Genomic DNA, 16,992 nt, shown 5'->3' with positions numbered 1-16,992 from the left:
CCGCATAAAAAGTTAAACTACATTATTACACCGAGTCGCTTCGATTGCTGTACCATTCTTCACACACACTGATTACGTAAAAACGTCATGTCCGATTGGAGCTTGAGAAGTCCCACTCCAATGTTTGCTGTAAACCTTCCTTCAATCCATCCAGATCCAGCCCATCCACGGCAAAAGCCTCACGGATCAAAGGCGGCGCGACGAATTCATCATACTTGCCCAGATAAGGCGCTTCATCTTCAGCCAGTAACGCAGATGCGTCTTCGGCCGTCCGACACTCACTCATAATCTCGGCTAACAATGTTCGTTCATCGATCTTGCCGGACACCACAAAATAATAGGGCTCCATGGGCACAACCGAACGCAAGGCAAGTTTCTTGGACAGATTATGCTTCATCAGGCGCTCCAATGTACGGAATGATTTACTTCCCACCCAAGGAAGAACGTACATCGAATCTCCCCCTGCCGGAATGACAACCTGCTTCAACAGTCCACTTTCACGAGCTAAGCGGCGTGCCCGTTCAAGTCGATTGACGGCTTGTGGTGACAGGTAGGGATAGATCACTGAGTCGGACAACACTTCACGCATTTTCTGTACCACCGACGTATGAATATCTCCTCCCGCTCCAAGCCATAACGTATCTACTTTACCTTTTGCAGACTTTACATACACAGCCTTGTGCTTGTGATCGACCTCTTCCACTTTCCACAGTTTGCCTGCGAGCGAGAAGCAATAGCCAGGTGGGGGTACGGTTGTAATCGAACCAATCTCTTCCGAGCCGTTCAGCACTTTATGTTCCTCATCGTCCTTAAACACCGCGTAGAAGCGATAATTATTCACGATTTTCTCACCTGTCAGACCGATAATCAATGTTCGATCCTCTGTCCATTGCAGATGATCCGTCTCAATGAGGTAATTCAGGAAAACCTGATATTGATCAGGTCTAATCAACGCAAAGGGAGCCAGCGAAAGGATGGCTTCTGCAAGATCTCTCGGCTCCGCCTCCCCCATACTTTTCAACATGCTCATCGTCTGATGATAAAGTACACCTATGGGCATTTTGCGGGCTTCAAGCGGCTCTACCCACTTGGTTTTTACATACAGTTCGATAACAGCAATCGCACGCATCAACGTCCACGGCATACGTGCTGGCAATTGCGCTTCCTCGTCCTCTTCCTCCGGACATACAAAAAGCATCTCCGATGCCATGTCCTCTCGTCTCCCCGAACGTCCCAGACGCTGTACAAAGCTGGACGCACTATACGGTGCACCAAGCTGAACCACACGTTCCAGTTCGCCCAGATCGATGCCCAGTTCAAGCGTGACCGTTGCCGCAGCAACCGCGGGCCCTGATCCAGTGCGTAGGGCAGCTTCCGTCTCTTCCCTCAGCATGGCGGAGATACTTCCATGATGCACATGGAACACATCACGCTCTTGCCTGCGAGCCGCGACCCGCCGCATCTCAAGAATAGTAACCTCAGCGTCCGTACGGCTGTTGGTGAAGATCAGCGCTTTTTTTCGATGTGTGCTCTCATAAATGAAGTCGTAGTACGCTTTACGTGCGTTATGAAGCTGCTCCGCCTGCTCCTCGTCCTGCGCATCTGGAAAAGAGAAATGTTCCACCCGCAGTCGCAGCTTGCGACCGCCCGGGGAAGAGACTACATCCACCCCCTGCTGCGTTCCGGCAGCAAGCCAAGATGTAGCCGCATCATAGTCACTAAGTGTAGCGGACAAGCCCACTCTTCGCGGTGTACAGCCAGCCATACGCTCGATTCTGGCAAGTTCGCTGAGTACTTGAATGCCCCGATCCGCTCCCATGAAAGCATGCACCTCATCGATGATGACATATCGCAAGTCATGAAACAGCGCCGGGATTGCATTCGGTCGATTCATGAGCAGACCTTCCAGCGATTCTGGCGTTATCTGGAGCACACCGGACGGATTTTTCATCAGTTTTGTTTTCTCCGCCTGAGGCACATCCCCGTGCCAATGCCAAACCGGAATATTTCCTTCGGATAACAGATCTTTAAGACGTTCGAATTGGTCGTTAATCAGGGCTTTCAGCGGTCCAATGTACAAAATGCCAACCGATTTTGAAGGCCGTTCATACAGCTCGGTCAATGCAGGAAAAAAAGCCGCCTCCGTTTTGCCAGAGGCTGTGCCTGCCGCAATCAGCATATGATGCGGAGTATGAAAACAGATATTGCAGGCCTCAATCTGGGCAGGACGAAGCGATTCCCATCTTTTTTTATAAATAAATTCCTGAACAAACGGCGCCAGCCGATAGAACGGATTCTCACTCATAATTCAAACTCCGCCAGGAAATCGTCCAGTTCATCCGTATTTGCGGAAGCATCTGCCCCTTTAACCGTTTCCTGAGGTTTGGCAGCCCGCTCGCCAAGTAATTGAGTATATGTCACTTCGGGATTCTGGTGGAGCGTATGCAGTACATCCATAAAGTCCCGTACCACTTCACGCGTGGTCAGCAATTCATCCGCCCCCAGTCGATTCACCGCCGTTTGCATAAAATCAACCAATTGTTCATCCGTCAGACTTGCACTGTATCCAAAATGCAGGGCATGAATCTGCCGCAGCTTCTGGAGCAGAATCAGAATCTCTTCATGCGATAACATCGCCAGCTTCAGGATCGGGCCCGTATAATTTGCATACGCTTTGGCTGCATAACGACCATCAATAAGCCTGGAGCGAAGCGCTTCATAGCTGTATAGTCCACGCCGTTCATCCTCCACAAATTGCGGCGTACCGCCCACAAATATGCCCAGGTGCTCTGCCTTGCCCTGCATCGTATCATTAAACATCGTCAGCAATTTCTCATAGTTGCTTTGACGTGAGACGCTGTTTGTAATTTTGTACAGATTCACCGCTTCATCAATGAACAACAGTAATCCTTTGTAACCAATGCGCGCTGTGAATTCAGACCATAATTTGAAGTAGTCATACCAGTTGTCATCGTCAATGATTACACCAACAGCCAGTTCTTTTTTTGCTTCCGTTTTGGTTGCAAATTCTCCTCGAAGCCAGCGAAGTGCCGCCTGTTTGCGATCATCATCAGCGAGCTTGTACCCATTCCAATAAGAAGCCAGTACCTTGGCAAAATCAAAGCCGTGAACCAGATTCTGCATCTCTCCCGTCACCGCATAGATCTGCTTCTCTACTTCCAGCGGCAGAGCCGGATCATCCGGGCGCAGGTTCTGACTTTGCATCGTGGATTGTTGCAACCCGGCGATCCATTTTTGCAAAATCGGCTCCAATGCTCCCCCATCCGGGCGTGTGCGTGTAGACAGACGAGTCATCAGTTCGCGGTATGTGGCAAGTCCCTGACCTTTGGTACCCACCAATCGTCGCTCTGGTGACAGATCGGCATCTGCCACAACAAATTCGCGATCCATCGCATAATTACGAATCATCTGCAAAAAAAAACTTTTACCGCTGCCGTAACGACCCGTAATGAGTTTAAACGCTGCTCCACCCTCCGCAATATTGTCCATATCCCGCAAAATGGCTTCCACTTCCGGTTTCCGGCCAACGGCAATCTGCTCCAGTCCAATTCTCGGGACAACACCAGCTGTCAATGAATTTACAAGTGCAGTGGTCAGCCGCTTTGGTATTTTAAGTTCTGTCACTGAATATCACCTCTTCACATGTTCGAACACATCTATATAATCAGGAGCAATCCGATCAGCATCAATCAGAAGATCACCGATCGTTTCCATAGCCACATCATTAATTTCATCCAGCAGAAGCGTAGGCATCGTTCCATATTGCTCAGCCAGACGCATCAGCTCCGTATCTGGACTTGCACCAAGTAGAACATGAATCGTTTGTACCTGCTGAGGGGATAGTTCCTTGGCAAAAAGCAGCCATTCTTCATCCAGATCAGCCTCAGCAGACTCGTCCCACTGCAACTCAATCGATTCTGCTGACACTCTTGTTGCAATCTCTACTGCAGATGGATCTGGCTCTATGGAATCTTCAGTTGGAGTGATCTCATCCCTTGCTTCTAGCGCATCGAATGGATTACTTGTAACATTTGCGTTGTTAACCTCTTCATCCTTCACTTCAGAAGGGTGATCATCCTCAATTGTAAGTGCCAATCGCACATACTCACTTTCCTGCTGTAACGATGCCAATTTCTCTGTATCAATCCGAATCATCGGTTTTTCCACAGACTCCGCCTGCTCGATCGCATATGCTCTGTCCAGGTAACGCTCAATCAGATTCGCAAGTTCGGGTTCAAGAGTCTGTCCTCGCAATCGGCCTCTGAAGCCGAGCAGTTCACGAAGTTTATTTTCAGTACATCGATAGATCCGCGTAACCATCTGCACAAATTCAGCCTGTTCACCTATGGGCATATATCTGAAAGATACCGATCTTCCATAGATCGAATCATCATAGACTGCTTTGCGAAACAGAATGCGCTCCATGGTGCGTTCATCGTTAAGATCACACTCAGGCAACAGTCCAACTTGTCGCGTACATTCCAGGTACGAATCAACCAAGGCCATGACGCGCGGGATGTACTGCTCCATCACTTCTTTGCCGCCATCTCTATAAAATTTACTGAGTGTAATATCGTAATCATAGTATCTTTGCAGCATATTCAGCGAGATATCCGATACATTATCCTGTAAAATACGTTGCAGCTCCCTATCCAGCATCTCTGCTGGCAGGTATCCGCCCGAAAGGCCCATAACCTCGGATAAGGACATCTCCATCTGATGGACTAGCACATAATCGACCATCCACTCTTGCATATATATATTTAATTGGGGCAACCGTTCACGGTAGTTCACCCATAGCTGCTTCAATTGATCATAACCATCCTGAGGATTCTGCCAGCCAATGCCGTTAATTAACTCGTAGATATGAACAAATAGATAGGACAGATCGGTATCAGGGTATCTCCCGTGACGTACTTCCTTCCTCCAAAACATATACCACTTGCGCTGGGCTTCATTCATCACGCCATACGTTGGCCAGTAACTCATAAAGGGAACCCACGGGGATACATCACCCTCCATCTCTGCCCACTGCTTTGCTTCCTCCACAAAACGTTTCTCTGAGGATAATATGCCTCCACGATGCTGCATCGTATCATGTGCAGACTGCACAATGGTTGAACGATCAGGAACCGGAACTGCTGCTGTTTCAGGTTCTTCACTCAGATCTATCTCCATAAATTCCAATTGTCTTGAGTTGTCTTTCATAGAACGTTATCTCACCCTCCTCCAAGACAGAATACGAACAAGTGTATCCATAGGGATCATTATATCATTTGTCCTGTGTCTGCGGTGACGAAATTTAGACATTCTTGGACACAAAAAAGAAGGCATTTCTGCCCTCTTTTCATCATGTATTTTTAACTTTTTCACAATAATGAAAGTATCGTTTCAAATCGAACGTTGCACAGGCGTAATTACACGACAATTGCCCGATTTTTCCCTTCACTTTTGGCTTGTACCAAAGCCCGACTGGCTTTTTCGATCAGATCGGATGCATTGGAATGCTCATCCGGCACCATTACTGCACCACCGACACTAACTGTGACGATTCCACTCGGACCGGATGATTCCCTTTGAATCTGGAGAGCCAGCACGTGCTGTCTAATCTCTTCAGCAAGTTCTCCTGCATAATCAGACGTTGTGCTCTTCAATTTTAACATGAATGTGCCTCCACGAAGACGAGAGATCAAGGCATGATGCTGTTCGCTAACCACCGTAAGCACCTCACCGATCCATTGCAGACACAGGTCGCCTCCTTGAAGGCCATATGCAGCATTATACGAACGGAAATCATCAATATCTATAATGAGCAGTCCCAGACTGCATTTTTCCTGTAAACAGTCATCCCAGTCAGCTTGAAGCTGTGACTTGAACACCGTCTGAATCGGCATATCCGTTAACGGATCTGTTGTCAGATAGTTCTGAAGCTGGCTCGTTGTTTCAGTGTAATTGTCCTGTTCATGGTGGGACGCGCCGCTGTGCAATAGGACCATCACAGAAGGCTTACCCGCGTGCGTAACAGAAGCAAGTGTAATTTCAAGCAACAATGAGGTACCTGCCGCTGTGGTGAAATAGGACTGGCTGGTAATCAAACTTGTGTTATTGTGCTTTAATTCCTCAAAATTCTGTTGTAACGTCACTCTCGTTTGCTCAGGTACAAACGCCCTGAAGTCCTTGCCCATCAGGTCTTTGGAACTCTCGAACCCGAGCAGCTCGGATGCCTTTGTATTACAGTAGATAATCTGACCGTCAGTCAAAGTAAAAAATGCCACGGGCGAGTAATCCATTAACTGCAAATAACGCTGTTCATTTTGTCGCAAAATACGAGCATTCTGCAGCGCCTGTTCTTCGGCCTGAACCAACTGGTTCTCTGTCTGCCGACGTACAATGGTTTTGAGTAAAGGTAACACGCTAAGCTCTTTGGATGTCCAAGGATACGAAGTTGATTTCACAACCTCACGCCATTTCTCGAATGATTTACGCGGAGATAACCGCATGCCATCATCTGTCTTTAACACTGCCTTCGCGGGGTCACCCGCCCAATCGACAACCTGTACGACCTCAGGTCGGAACCAGAGCATGTAGTTATGCTGTCCAGGCGAAATGGCAACATAAATAACCCCGGAAGCCTTATCCTGATAAGCTTTGGATGTTTCATACTCTGCACTCAGTTTCGACGTATGATAACTATAATCCTCGGACTTTCCTGCAAGCCAACCTGCCAGTTCACGAATCTGTCCACTGTTTGGCGTTTCACCATACAACAACAACTTGTCCTGGTAACAGATTGCTGCTCCGGCAGCACTCATCAGATTCAGCACCGTCTCTTCTTCTCCCTGTAATTCCTCAAGTACTCGGGCAGGACTTGTGTTACCGATAAAAATGTTGGCAATTCGTGAAGCGGCTTCACGTGATTGAATCTCCGATTGATAATCATCGAGTTGCTGACGCTGAAACAATTCATTCGAGAAGAACGCGCCTAGGAAATTGCACAGATTCCGTACGCGATGGGGCACATATCTAGCCGAATAATGATGGCATGTAATGAGTCCCCACAGCTGATTGTTATGAATGAGAGAGATCGTCACAGTCGCACCTACACCCATATTATGCAAATATTCGATATGAAGCGGAGATACACTGCGCAGAACCGAAAGACTCAAATTCAGCGGTTTGCCAGTGAGCGGTTGAAGCGTAGGCACAATCTCCACGGGTTTATAATTGACATTCACAATGGTTCGCAACCAATTGCGAAGATACAATTCCCGAGCCTGCTTGGGAATATCCGAAGCCGGATAGTGATGGCCAAGGAATGGTTCGAGTTCTTGTTCACGCGCTTCAGCAATTACTTTACCATTCCATTGCTCGTCAAACTCATAGATCATCACTCGGTCATAACCGAGCATTTCCTTCACCTGTTCAGCCGCAATCTGACTTGCTTCCACGCGACTATCTGTACTTTTAATCCGACCGAAGAATCGGGATATCCACTCAAAGTCGGTAGTCTCCACGCCCTCTTTTTCATAAAAAGGCTCAATCTCCAGAATGAGCAGCCCTTCACTTTCATGAAGAACAGAGGAGAAGACCCGGTCCTCACCGGATACCTTAATGGTCAGATCCATGTAATGCAAATCAGAGGTTACATCCGCATTGAAGCTGCTACCCAACAGTTTGCTTACTTCTTCCTTACCAATCAGATTTTCCAAAGGCATGCCCAGAACATCCTCATAGGCAATACCCATATGGTCCTCCGTATTTTGGCTACACTGAACAATGGTTGGCGTAAGACTGGTATTAATGGCCAAAAGAACACCATGAGGTTGAATAAAGCCGGGGATATGAATTGGTTCTTTATCACAGTTATTCAGATCTATCGGATCATTTGTGTATGTTCCCTGATGAAGCAACGTGCGGTTCAACAAATTTTGTTCTTTCTTGGACTTCGGTTCGGCCATGGCCAGGAAAATCCCCTCTCATGATGTTATATAAGTTGAACTAATGATTATTTACATTGCACTACGATGACAGAATAACCTTCCAATCGCTGTTATCCCCAAATTTTATCGATTCCCTTTTCTAAAGGGAAAAATCCGGTTATAAAGGCGCACGCTTCGCTTTTTCAGGTTTTTTCTGTCCTCTCCGTTAGGTGTAAATGTATAAGTTCAACTTATATAGATACCTTTTAATATATGAAAAAAGTCTGCCCTACAGGCGTTCGGGGTGGTGAACCGGCATGTTACTTGTCCTTGTCCATATTAATCCACTGATCCAGCAGGCGGAACGTCTCCGATGCACTGTGTACCATGTTGTCATGATCTTCTGGCGTGCTGATGGACTGCTGTAGCAACCCCGTAAACTCGCTCCATCTTGTTCTTGTCTCTGAGCCGTAGGCATTGAAATATTCCAATCCACGATCCGCTTCAATGGACAGGAACTGCGACAAACGTTTGGTCATGATCTGTCCACCGTTCGTGGACCCCTCAATTACATACAGGTATCCAAACAAACGGGCAGGTGTCGAAATATCCGGAAGTTCTTTGCAAAGTGGAAGTTGGCTGATTTCTTCTTCACTTGCACCAAGATTGCGCAGATCTTTCTCCAGTAGTCCAGCCTTGCCTCTAATCTCGATATCCAATCCCGTACTTCCCCAGAAAGGCTGCTGTACAGCCTGATCCTCCAGCGGTTTGAGGAATCCATAAAACTTTTCTAAATATGTTTTATATTCTTCTATAGTCACAGTTTGATTCATAATGGCTTTTGCATAAGGGTTCTGTTCTACTTGTCTGTGGTAATGAGCTGTCTCGCTCTTCAGACGTTCCATAATATTTGTTGCTGTCATCGTAGTTATCCCCTTTCACAATCTGTTCTGTTGTTGCATATGAGTGCTTATCCTCAATCGAATCTCAGTATATATTTGAAATAGAAACCGGTTTGTTGCAAACAGCTCCATTTAAATGCAATAAAGACTCTATGTAAGTATACTTATTCTTGTTTGAGAAAACTATACGAATCCAACATCTGTACATAGTTAACACTTTTCTCCGTTGTTATCTTACCTAACTGTTATCTGCATGTTTTAGTATTAACCGAAAACCATAAAAATGACCCCTATAATCTGGAAGACAGTAGATTTCAGATGTCAACATGGTACACTGTTTTTATATCCTGTCATTGGAGGAATGCATTCTATGGATCTTACTGTTCAAGACGTTGTACTTCATCTCGTAGATAACATTGCACTGCCGGAAAACACGGTGGATCAGCTCATTACTGGCTCACTTGATCGTAAGGTCACAGGAATTATCATAGCTTTTATGCCCACACAATATGTGATTGAACAAGCCATACAGCAAGGTGCTAACTTAATCATTGCGCATGAATCTCCGTTTTATAACCATCACAGTCATACCGATTGGCTTGCAAATGATTCGGTTTATATGGACAAAAAAAAGTTGATCGACGAAGCAGGCATTTCCATCTATCGATGTCATGATATCATCCACCGCTTCCAACCGGATGGCATTACCGAAGGACTGATTCAGGCCTTGGGGTGGTCCTCTTATGTGGAGCAACGAATACCAGAAGCAGACATCCTTTCTTTTCCGGAAGGAAGCACCGTTGAAGCTATTGCTCACCATATGAAAAGTTCCCTGGGCATAGAATATGTACGCATAACAGGCAATGCGGAAATAGTCTGTAGACGCGCAGCGGTACTGGTAGGTTTTCGTGGTAATGGACATGTGACGATTCCCTTGATTCAGAATGAGCAATTGGATCTCATCATCGCTGGAGAAGGATTCGAATGGGAAACACCGGAATATATCCGTGATGCTGTGCAACAAGGCAAGTCCAAGGCACTGATCATGATGGGGCATGCAGAGAGCGAGGCTTCGGGGATGAAGCTATTAGCAGACAGGTTGGCAGAACGTTTTCCCGAATTGTCTGTTCGTTTTGTAAACGAGAAGCCTGTGTACACTGTAATCTAGTAGGATCATTGGATTTGTACGGAGAGGATCTTCTAGCTGATTGCATCTAATCTCATTGCCTGTCCTACCCTGGAGCTTTGGATACTTTCTATGCTCCGGGGTACGCTGGGCAGACTCTCGTTTCAGTTCTTGGATAGCTAACTAACGAACCTGACACACTCTATTTAGTGGATATTTTCCAATTTTCAAAAGTAACGAATTGTAGACACCCTATTCCTCCATTCCCCCCTGTTTTACCGCCCATTTCTACCCGACATAACCCATTTAACGTCGCTGAGATTCGTTAGATTTATCAATTCAATCGAATCAATAAAATAAGGTGTCACTGGTTCGTTAGATCATGATGAATAATGAGTACTGAGCACATATGCCGGCATCTCTTCATGCCCCTTCTGGATTTAGCGAGTTCTTTATAGTACTCTAAATGCTGTGACTTCAAAGCTCAGGACATTTGTCCTTGGCGTTCAGAGTTAATTTATCATTTAATAATAGAAGTCGAAGTGATTGAATAAGGAGCGTACATATGAGAGGAATTATTTTTGCATTACTGGGCGGCGCGTGTATCACGCTCCAAGGGGTTGCCAATACTCGGATTAGCACCGACATGGGCACATGGCAGGCCGCTACGATTACACAACTGACAGGATTCATATTAGCAGCGCTGATCCTAATGTTTGTTAGAGACACCAACCTTCAAGGACTCAAACAAGTAAAACCCATGTACCTGGCCGGAGGTGCTTTTGGCGCCGTCATTATTTTTAGCGAAGTAACGGCAATTCAGCAAATTGGAGTTACATTCACGATCTCGGCCCTGCTCATTGCTCAGCTGTTCCTGACTTTTCTGGTGGATAGTAACGGATGGTTCGGCGTGGTGAAACAAAAGATGAAACTGCCTCAATTTCTGGGCATTGCCTTGATGATCACAGGCGTTATCATTATGAAACTGTAGCTTTTTCGAGAATATAGTCGGGGGTGAATAACAGCGTGCAAGAGATCCATAACGAGCAACAATTAATGCAGTATCTGAAGCAATATCAACTCGAAACTGTATTTCACGAGCCCCTGCGTACACATATGACGTTATGCCATTTCGAGAAGTGTGAATTGATCTGTCGTGAAGGGGAAACTTCCGAATATTTGTACGTACTGGTGGAGGGGAAAATCAAAATTTTCACCACCTCCGCTCAGGACAAAACGCTGGTGCTTTGTTTCAAAACACCGCTTGAAGTTGTCGGTGACATAGAGTATGTCCGTGAAAGCGATATTGTTAATACGGTTCAGGCAGTGTCACCTGTGGTGATGCTTCGCATTCATTATCAATGGCTCGCTGAGCTTGCCAGCGATTATGCACCTTTGCTTAAATTTTTGCTCAAAATCATCTCACACAAATTCTACATTGACTCGAACTTTTCCAATTTCAACCTGATGTACCCGGTGGAGGTTCGTCTAGCCAGCTACCTGCTCTCCATCTCAACAGAGGAAGCCGGCAGTATCGTTCACGAAGAGCTGGACGCATTCAATCTGACTGACATCGCGAATCTGATCGGCACCAGTTACCGACACCTGAACAGGGTCATCCAGAAACTCTGTGCAGACGGATTAATTGAACGACATCAAGGATTGATTATGATCAAGGATCGAGCGGGTCTACGTGAAATAGCAGGTCACAATATTTATGAATAAGGAGTTCAACAACCATGTTAATTACAGGAATTTCGCTTGCATTGCTGGCAGGTGCACTTGTCAGCCTGCAAACGATTTTTAATAGCAAAGTCAATGAACGCACCGGTTCATGGTCCACAACAACGCTGGTGCTTTTCACCGGATTCATTGCTTCGTTCCTCATCTCTCTGCTAGTGGAGGGCAAAAATACATTCAGCTTTCAGCATATGCAACCCTGGTATTGGCTCAGTGGAGCCATCGGTGTTGGTGTAGTCTTCTGTCTCGTGCAAGGCATGAAGTTACTTGGTCCCACATATGCCATCTCGATCGTGCTAACATCCCAACTGAGCTTTGCTCTATTGTTTGATTCCATGGGATGGCTCGGTCTGGAGCAAATTCCTTTTTCATGGAATCAGCTGCTCGGTGTACTTGTCATTGTTGGTGGAATTGTGTTATTCAAGTTCGGTGGGGGTAAATCGGAAAAATCAGAGCAGTCCCCTGGAACGTTGCAGTCAGACTCGTAAACGAACAAAAAAGAGTGTCCGTCCAATCCCGCAGATTGGTCAGACACTCTTTTTATGCAATCAAACCACGTATCGTCTCGTTCTCTTAAACAAACTCTACGTTATGGTAGACCTGTTGAACATCTTCAAGGTCCTCAAGCGCATCGATCAGTTTCTCGAACTGAGCTTGTGCATCCTCTGGAAGTTCAATATGGTTTTGCGCAAGCATCGTCAGCTCGGCTACTGTGAACTCAGTAATACCCGCAGCTTTGAATGCTTCTTGTACAGCGTGGAATTGATCCGGTTCTGCATATACAATTACAGCATCGTCTTCGTCCACGATATCACGTACATCCACGTCTGCTTCAAGCAAAAGTTCAAGTACTTCTTCGGAATTCTTGCCTTCTATCCCGATAACCGCTGTAGGATCAAACATGTAAGCAACAGAACCGCTGACACCCATATTTCCGGCATTTTTGTTAAACGCAGAGCGTACTTCCGGTGCTGTACGATTTACGTTGTTGGTAAGTGCATCAACGATGACCATCGCACCGTTCGGTCCGAAGCCTTCGTAACGCAACTCTTCATAGTTCTCATCCCCGCTGCCCTTTGCTTTTTCCATCGCACGATCAATAATGGCTTTGGGTACATTATACGTTTTGGCACGTTCCAGCACGACTTTCAGTGCACGGTTCGCTTCCGGGTCCGGTTCGCCCTTCTTGGCAGCTACATAGATCTCAACGCCGAATTTAGCGTAGACCCGGCTCGTGTTTGCATCTTTTGAAGCTTTTTTTTCCTTGATATTATTCCACTTACGACCCATATCGTTTCCGCTCACTTTCAACATGTAATCTGCTTTCTACTATGCCATTATATCTTGTTGAGCGTACTTCAACAAGTTAATACCCACGAAAATATGGGAGTAACTGCGGTCATTATCCATCTCCATTTGAAGATTAGCCTCAGTTTATCCTCTCACAAATCTCTCAGCAGCAACGAACGCTACCTCTATTCACTCCATATATAACAAACAAGAAGCACCCCCTAAGGAATGCTTCCGTCCCTAAATCAGTCCTGACTTCGTTCATCTTACCCGGTCAATTAAGCGTGAAATTGTCGACCATCCAACACTTCAGGAACATAGCCCGCACGGATGACAAAGTCTCCGAAATGTTCACCTTCATAGCGCTCTCTGGCATATTGGTTCACCATTGGAGTCAACGTATCCAGAATCTCGGTTTCGCCAATGTTTTCTTTGTACAGCTTATTCAGTCGATGGCCAGTGAAACTGCCACCAAGATACATATTGTATTTACCTGGTGCCTTACCGATAAATGAAATCTCCGCCAGCATCGGTCTTGCACATCCGTTCGGGCAACCCGTCATGCGAATAACAATCTCTTCGTCTCTCAGCCCGGCTTCGTCCAGTACAGGCTCCAGTTTGTCGATCAGGGACGGCAAGTAACGTTCGGACTCAGCCATCGCAAGGCCGCAGGTCGGAAGCGCAACACAAGCCATCGAACTTCTGCGCAGCGCAGAGTAATGTGCCCCATCCGTCAGGTTATACTGCTGAATGAGTGCTTCAATCTTTTTCTTCTTCTGGCTGCTGATATTACCGATGATCAGATTTTGATTGGCAGTCAGACGGAAATCACCCGTGTGCACTTTGGCAATTTCACGTAAACCAGTCATGAGCGGATATCCATCAACATCCTTTACACGACCATTCTGAATGAACAGCGTGTAATGCCATCTGCCATTATTACCTTTTACCCAACCATATCGATCTCCGTTCGTCTCAAAATGATACGGACGTGCCGCATCCAGTTTCCATCCCAAACGACTGGTCAGCTCACCAACAAACCACTCTACACCACGGTCGTCCAGCGTATATTTGAAACGAGCATGTTTACGAACTGCACGATCTCCATAATCACGCTGAATCATAACTGTTTTCTCTGCAACATCAATCATTTGCTCCGTAGTACAGAAACCAATGACTTTGGACACCTGAGGATAGGTTTTGGCGTCACCATGAGACATCCCCATGCCACCGCCAACGGAAACGTTGAAGCCTTGCAACTTGCCGTTCTCCACAATAGCAATGAAGCCAAGATCCTGTGAATAGACATCCACATCATTGGATGGTGGTACAGCAATACCGATCTTGAACTTCCGTGGCAAATACACTTTGCCATAGATTGGTTCAACTTCTTCGTCGGTGTCCTGGGAATCAATGACTTTCTCGCCGTCCAGCCATAGCTCATGATAAGCCCGCGTACGAGGGTCCAGATGATTGCTCACCTGACATGCCCACTCATACACTTCAGCATGCACATCAGATTGATTCGGATTCGGGTTACACATCACGTTACGGTTTACGTCACCACATGCAGCCAGTGTGCTTAGCAACGAATCGTTCACTTCGCGAATGGTGTTCTTAAGATCCCACTTCAGTACACCATGCAGTTGGAAAGACTGACGTGTGGTCAGACGAATCGTCTCATTTGCATATTTATGTGCCACTCTGTCCATCATCAACCACTGCTCTGGAGTTACAATCCCACCGGAAGCACGCACACGCAACATGAATTGGTATGCAGGCTCCAGCTTGGATTTGTGACGCTCATTACGCAGGTCACGGTCATCCTGCATATAACTGCCGTGGTGTTTCATCAGACGGTTGTCGTCCTCTGGAATAGCCCCCGTGATACGATCGGCCAACGTTTCGGTCAGACTTCCGCGCAAGTAATCACTTTTGATCTTTATATCTTCCACATCACTATTCGTGCGCTGTGGGTTAAGTAAGTTATTATAAACCATGCTGCTTTCTCCTCTCGTCTCTGCGGGATGGTGCAATCCGGCTGGGCCGGTAATTAATAGACGTCCCGCTGATAACGTTTCTCCTGCGATAACCGTGTCAGATATTCCGATGCCTGCTCAGGCGATAAACCGCCTTCTTGTTCAAGAATCGTGGTGAGCGCAGCATGCACATCATGTGCCATTTTTTTCTCGTCACCACAGATATATACGCTTGCACCTTCCTGAAGCCACTGGTACAACTCTTTGCTGTGTTCCAGCATGCGATGTTGTACATACACTTTCTGTTCCGTATCCCGTGAGAAGGCTACATCCATCTTCGTGAGCACACCATCTTTGAGCCAACGCTGCCACTCCGTCTGGTACAAGAAGTCCGTGGCGAAATGCTGATCTCCGTAGAACAGCCATGTCTTGCCCTCTGCTCCTGTTTCTTCACGCTCACCAAGGAAAGATCTGAACGGCGCTACACCTGTACCTGGGCCAACCATGATGATCGGTGTATCCGGGTTCTCAGGAAGCTTGAAATTCGGGTTATGCTGTATATATACAGGCAAGGTGTCGCCAGCTTCGATTCGTTCAGCCAGATGTACCGAGCATACACCATAACGTTCTCTGCCACGCGCTTCATAACGTACCGAGCGAACGGTAAGATGAACTTCATCCGGGAAAGACTTCGAACTACTCGCTATCGAATACAGACGTGCCGGAATTTTGCGAAGAACAGCTACAAATTCTGCAGCAGGAATCCCTTTCAGATTATAATCCTGAACCAGATCCAGCAGATCACAGCTATTCATGACTGTGCGGAATTCGGAATCATCTGCGAGTAACGTTGTCAGGCCACTCTCAGGATTCAGTTTCGCAAGTTGTTCCACGACCGGTTTCGTCACAGCTGTAATTTCAAAATAACGCAGCAACGCTTCATGCACAGATGCCTGATCCCCGTTTTTATTCACGGTCACGCGCTCATCGGCATTCCATCCCATGGCTGCAATCAATTCATCAACAAGGCGCGGGTGATTCTCAGGGAATACCCCAAGGCTGTCACCAGGCTCGTAATCCAGGCTGGAGCCTTCCAAAGACAACTCAATGTGGCGTGTTTCACGGTCCGATCCTCTGCCATTCAGATTGAGATTCTCCAACACTTCAGCTTTGAATGGGTTCGTGCGATCATATTCGGACTCCCCGCCGCTCACCGCAGCTGTAACAGCCTCAGTGGTTACCGTGCTCGCAGTAGCAGAAGTACTGCTTAAAGAAGCCAGTACTTCATTCATCCACTCCGCAGCCGGTTCATCAAAATCAACATCACAGTCCACGCGTGGTACAAGGGCTGTACCACCCAACTCCTGCAATCGTTTATCGAAGTCCTTACCTGTCTGACAAAAGAACTCATAGGAGGTATCTCCCAGAGCCAACACCGAGTAACGAAGTCCTTCAAGCTTCGGAGCCCGTTTGCTGTTCAGGAATTCATGCAGCGGAATCGCATTATCTGGTGGTTCGCCTTCGCCATGCGTACTGACGATAATGAGGAGATTTTCAATTTTCTTGAGTCCGTTCGGTTTGAAATCTCCCATCGATGACAACGTTACCTGAAGACCTTGCTCTTCAAGTTTCTTGGCCAGCTTTTTCGATAGGCCACTGGAATTCCCGGTTTGTGAACCAAAAAGCACGGTAACTTCCCGGGATACTGGCGGAGCACTGACAGGTGCAATACCTGTAGTTGGTGCAGCCTGTACCAGGTTAGCTGGAGCCGCTATTGTCGCGCTTGCCTGAATTGCTGCAATATATCCGCTCAACCAAGTACGTTGTCCATCGGTCAATGTAGGAATAAGACGATTAAGCAGTTCAACTTGTTCTTGATTAAAAGGGCTGTTTGTCACTTGAAGTTCCACTGTTTGCCACCTCGCGCATTGCTTCGATTTTAATTCCGACTAAAATCATCACATTAATTTAATTTCTTCTCTCTAAAACCTAACACACCGGGTGTTGAGGGTCAA

At 46.7% G+C, this 16,992-nt stretch carries 12 protein-coding genes; 4 read left to right on the top strand and 8 right to left on the bottom strand.

Features of this window, described 5'->3' with window-relative positions:
* Nucleotides 1-85: 85 nt before the first annotated feature.
* The 5 genes from QNO02_RS13105 to QNO02_RS13085 all read right to left on the bottom strand — a co-directional run bounded on the left by QNO02_RS13105 (nucleotide 86) and on the right by QNO02_RS13085 (nucleotide 8,863).
* A complete protein-coding gene (locus tag QNO02_RS13105; protein ID WP_289392310.1) occupies nucleotides 86-2,305 on the bottom strand; it encodes a DEAD/DEAH box helicase in 2,220 nt (739 codons plus the stop codon).
* A complete protein-coding gene (locus tag QNO02_RS13100) occupies nucleotides 2,302-3,645 on the bottom strand; it encodes an ATP-binding protein (RefSeq protein WP_289392309.1) in 1,344 nt (447 codons plus the stop codon). Before QNO02_RS13100 ends, QNO02_RS13105 begins: the two co-directional genes overlap by 4 nt.
* Before the next feature lie 6 nt (nucleotides 3,646-3,651).
* On the bottom strand, nucleotides 3,652-5,229 hold the full coding sequence (locus QNO02_RS13095) for a TerB N-terminal domain-containing protein (RefSeq protein WP_289392307.1): 1,578 nt from the start codon (nucleotides 5,227-5,229) through the stop codon (nucleotides 3,652-3,654).
* A gap of 209 nt (nucleotides 5,230-5,438) precedes the next feature.
* Entirely contained in the window at nucleotides 5,439-7,979 is a 2,541-nt protein-coding gene (locus QNO02_RS13090; protein ID WP_289392305.1) for a diguanylate cyclase domain-containing protein, read from the bottom strand.
* A 281-nt stretch (nucleotides 7,980-8,260) separates the two neighbouring features.
* Nucleotides 8,261-8,863 carry a biliverdin-producing heme oxygenase gene (locus QNO02_RS13085; protein WP_289392303.1) on the bottom strand — a complete coding sequence of 201 codons (603 nt, stop codon included), beginning with the start codon at nucleotides 8,861-8,863 and terminating at the stop codon, nucleotides 8,261-8,263.
* A gap of 349 nt (nucleotides 8,864-9,212) precedes the next feature.
* Between QNO02_RS13085 and QNO02_RS13080 the strand changes: the two genes are divergently transcribed.
* The 4 genes from QNO02_RS13080 (at nucleotide 9,213) to QNO02_RS13065 (ending at nucleotide 12,196) form a co-directional block, all read left to right on the top strand.
* Entirely contained in the window at nucleotides 9,213-10,010 is a 798-nt protein-coding gene (locus tag QNO02_RS13080) for a Nif3-like dinuclear metal center hexameric protein (RefSeq protein WP_289392301.1), read from the top strand.
* A gap of 523 nt (nucleotides 10,011-10,533) precedes the next feature.
* Entirely contained in the window at nucleotides 10,534-10,959 is a 426-nt protein-coding gene (locus QNO02_RS13075; RefSeq protein ID WP_017688761.1) for a DMT family transporter, read from the top strand.
* Between the two features lie 35 nt (nucleotides 10,960-10,994).
* Nucleotides 10,995-11,693 carry a Crp/Fnr family transcriptional regulator gene (locus QNO02_RS13070; protein ID WP_289392297.1) on the top strand — a complete coding sequence of 233 codons (699 nt, stop codon included), beginning with the start codon at nucleotides 10,995-10,997 and terminating at the stop codon, nucleotides 11,691-11,693.
* A gap of 14 nt (nucleotides 11,694-11,707) precedes the next feature.
* The gene (locus QNO02_RS13065; protein WP_289392296.1) at nucleotides 11,708-12,196 is read left to right on the top strand and encodes a DMT family transporter; all 489 of its coding nucleotides are present in this window, start codon (nucleotides 11,708-11,710) and stop codon (nucleotides 12,194-12,196) included.
* A gap of 85 nt (nucleotides 12,197-12,281) precedes the next feature.
* On the opposite strand, the gene QNO02_RS13060 is transcribed toward QNO02_RS13065, so the two are convergent.
* The 3 genes from QNO02_RS13060 to QNO02_RS13050 form a co-directional block, all read right to left on the bottom strand.
* A complete protein-coding gene (locus QNO02_RS13060; RefSeq protein WP_036608916.1) occupies nucleotides 12,282-12,998 on the bottom strand; it encodes a YebC/PmpR family DNA-binding transcriptional regulator in 717 nt (238 codons plus the stop codon).
* A 278-nt stretch (nucleotides 12,999-13,276) separates the two neighbouring features.
* A complete protein-coding gene (gene cysI, locus QNO02_RS13055) occupies nucleotides 13,277-14,998 on the bottom strand; it encodes an assimilatory sulfite reductase (NADPH) hemoprotein subunit (protein ID WP_289392293.1) in 1,722 nt (573 codons plus the stop codon).
* A gap of 53 nt (nucleotides 14,999-15,051) precedes the next feature.
* Entirely contained in the window at nucleotides 15,052-16,887 is a 1,836-nt protein-coding gene (locus tag QNO02_RS13050; RefSeq protein ID WP_289392291.1) for an assimilatory sulfite reductase (NADPH) flavoprotein subunit, read from the bottom strand.
* Nucleotides 16,888-16,992: the final 105 nt, after the last annotated feature.

Origin of the sequence: Paenibacillus sp. PK1-4R (assembly GCF_030369595.1) — a bacterium.
Classification (GTDB): Bacteria; Bacillota; Bacilli; order Paenibacillales; family Paenibacillaceae; genus Paenibacillus.
The sequence above is the reverse complement of the archived record's forward strand: the minus strand, read 5'-3'. Positions and strand labels throughout refer to the sequence as shown.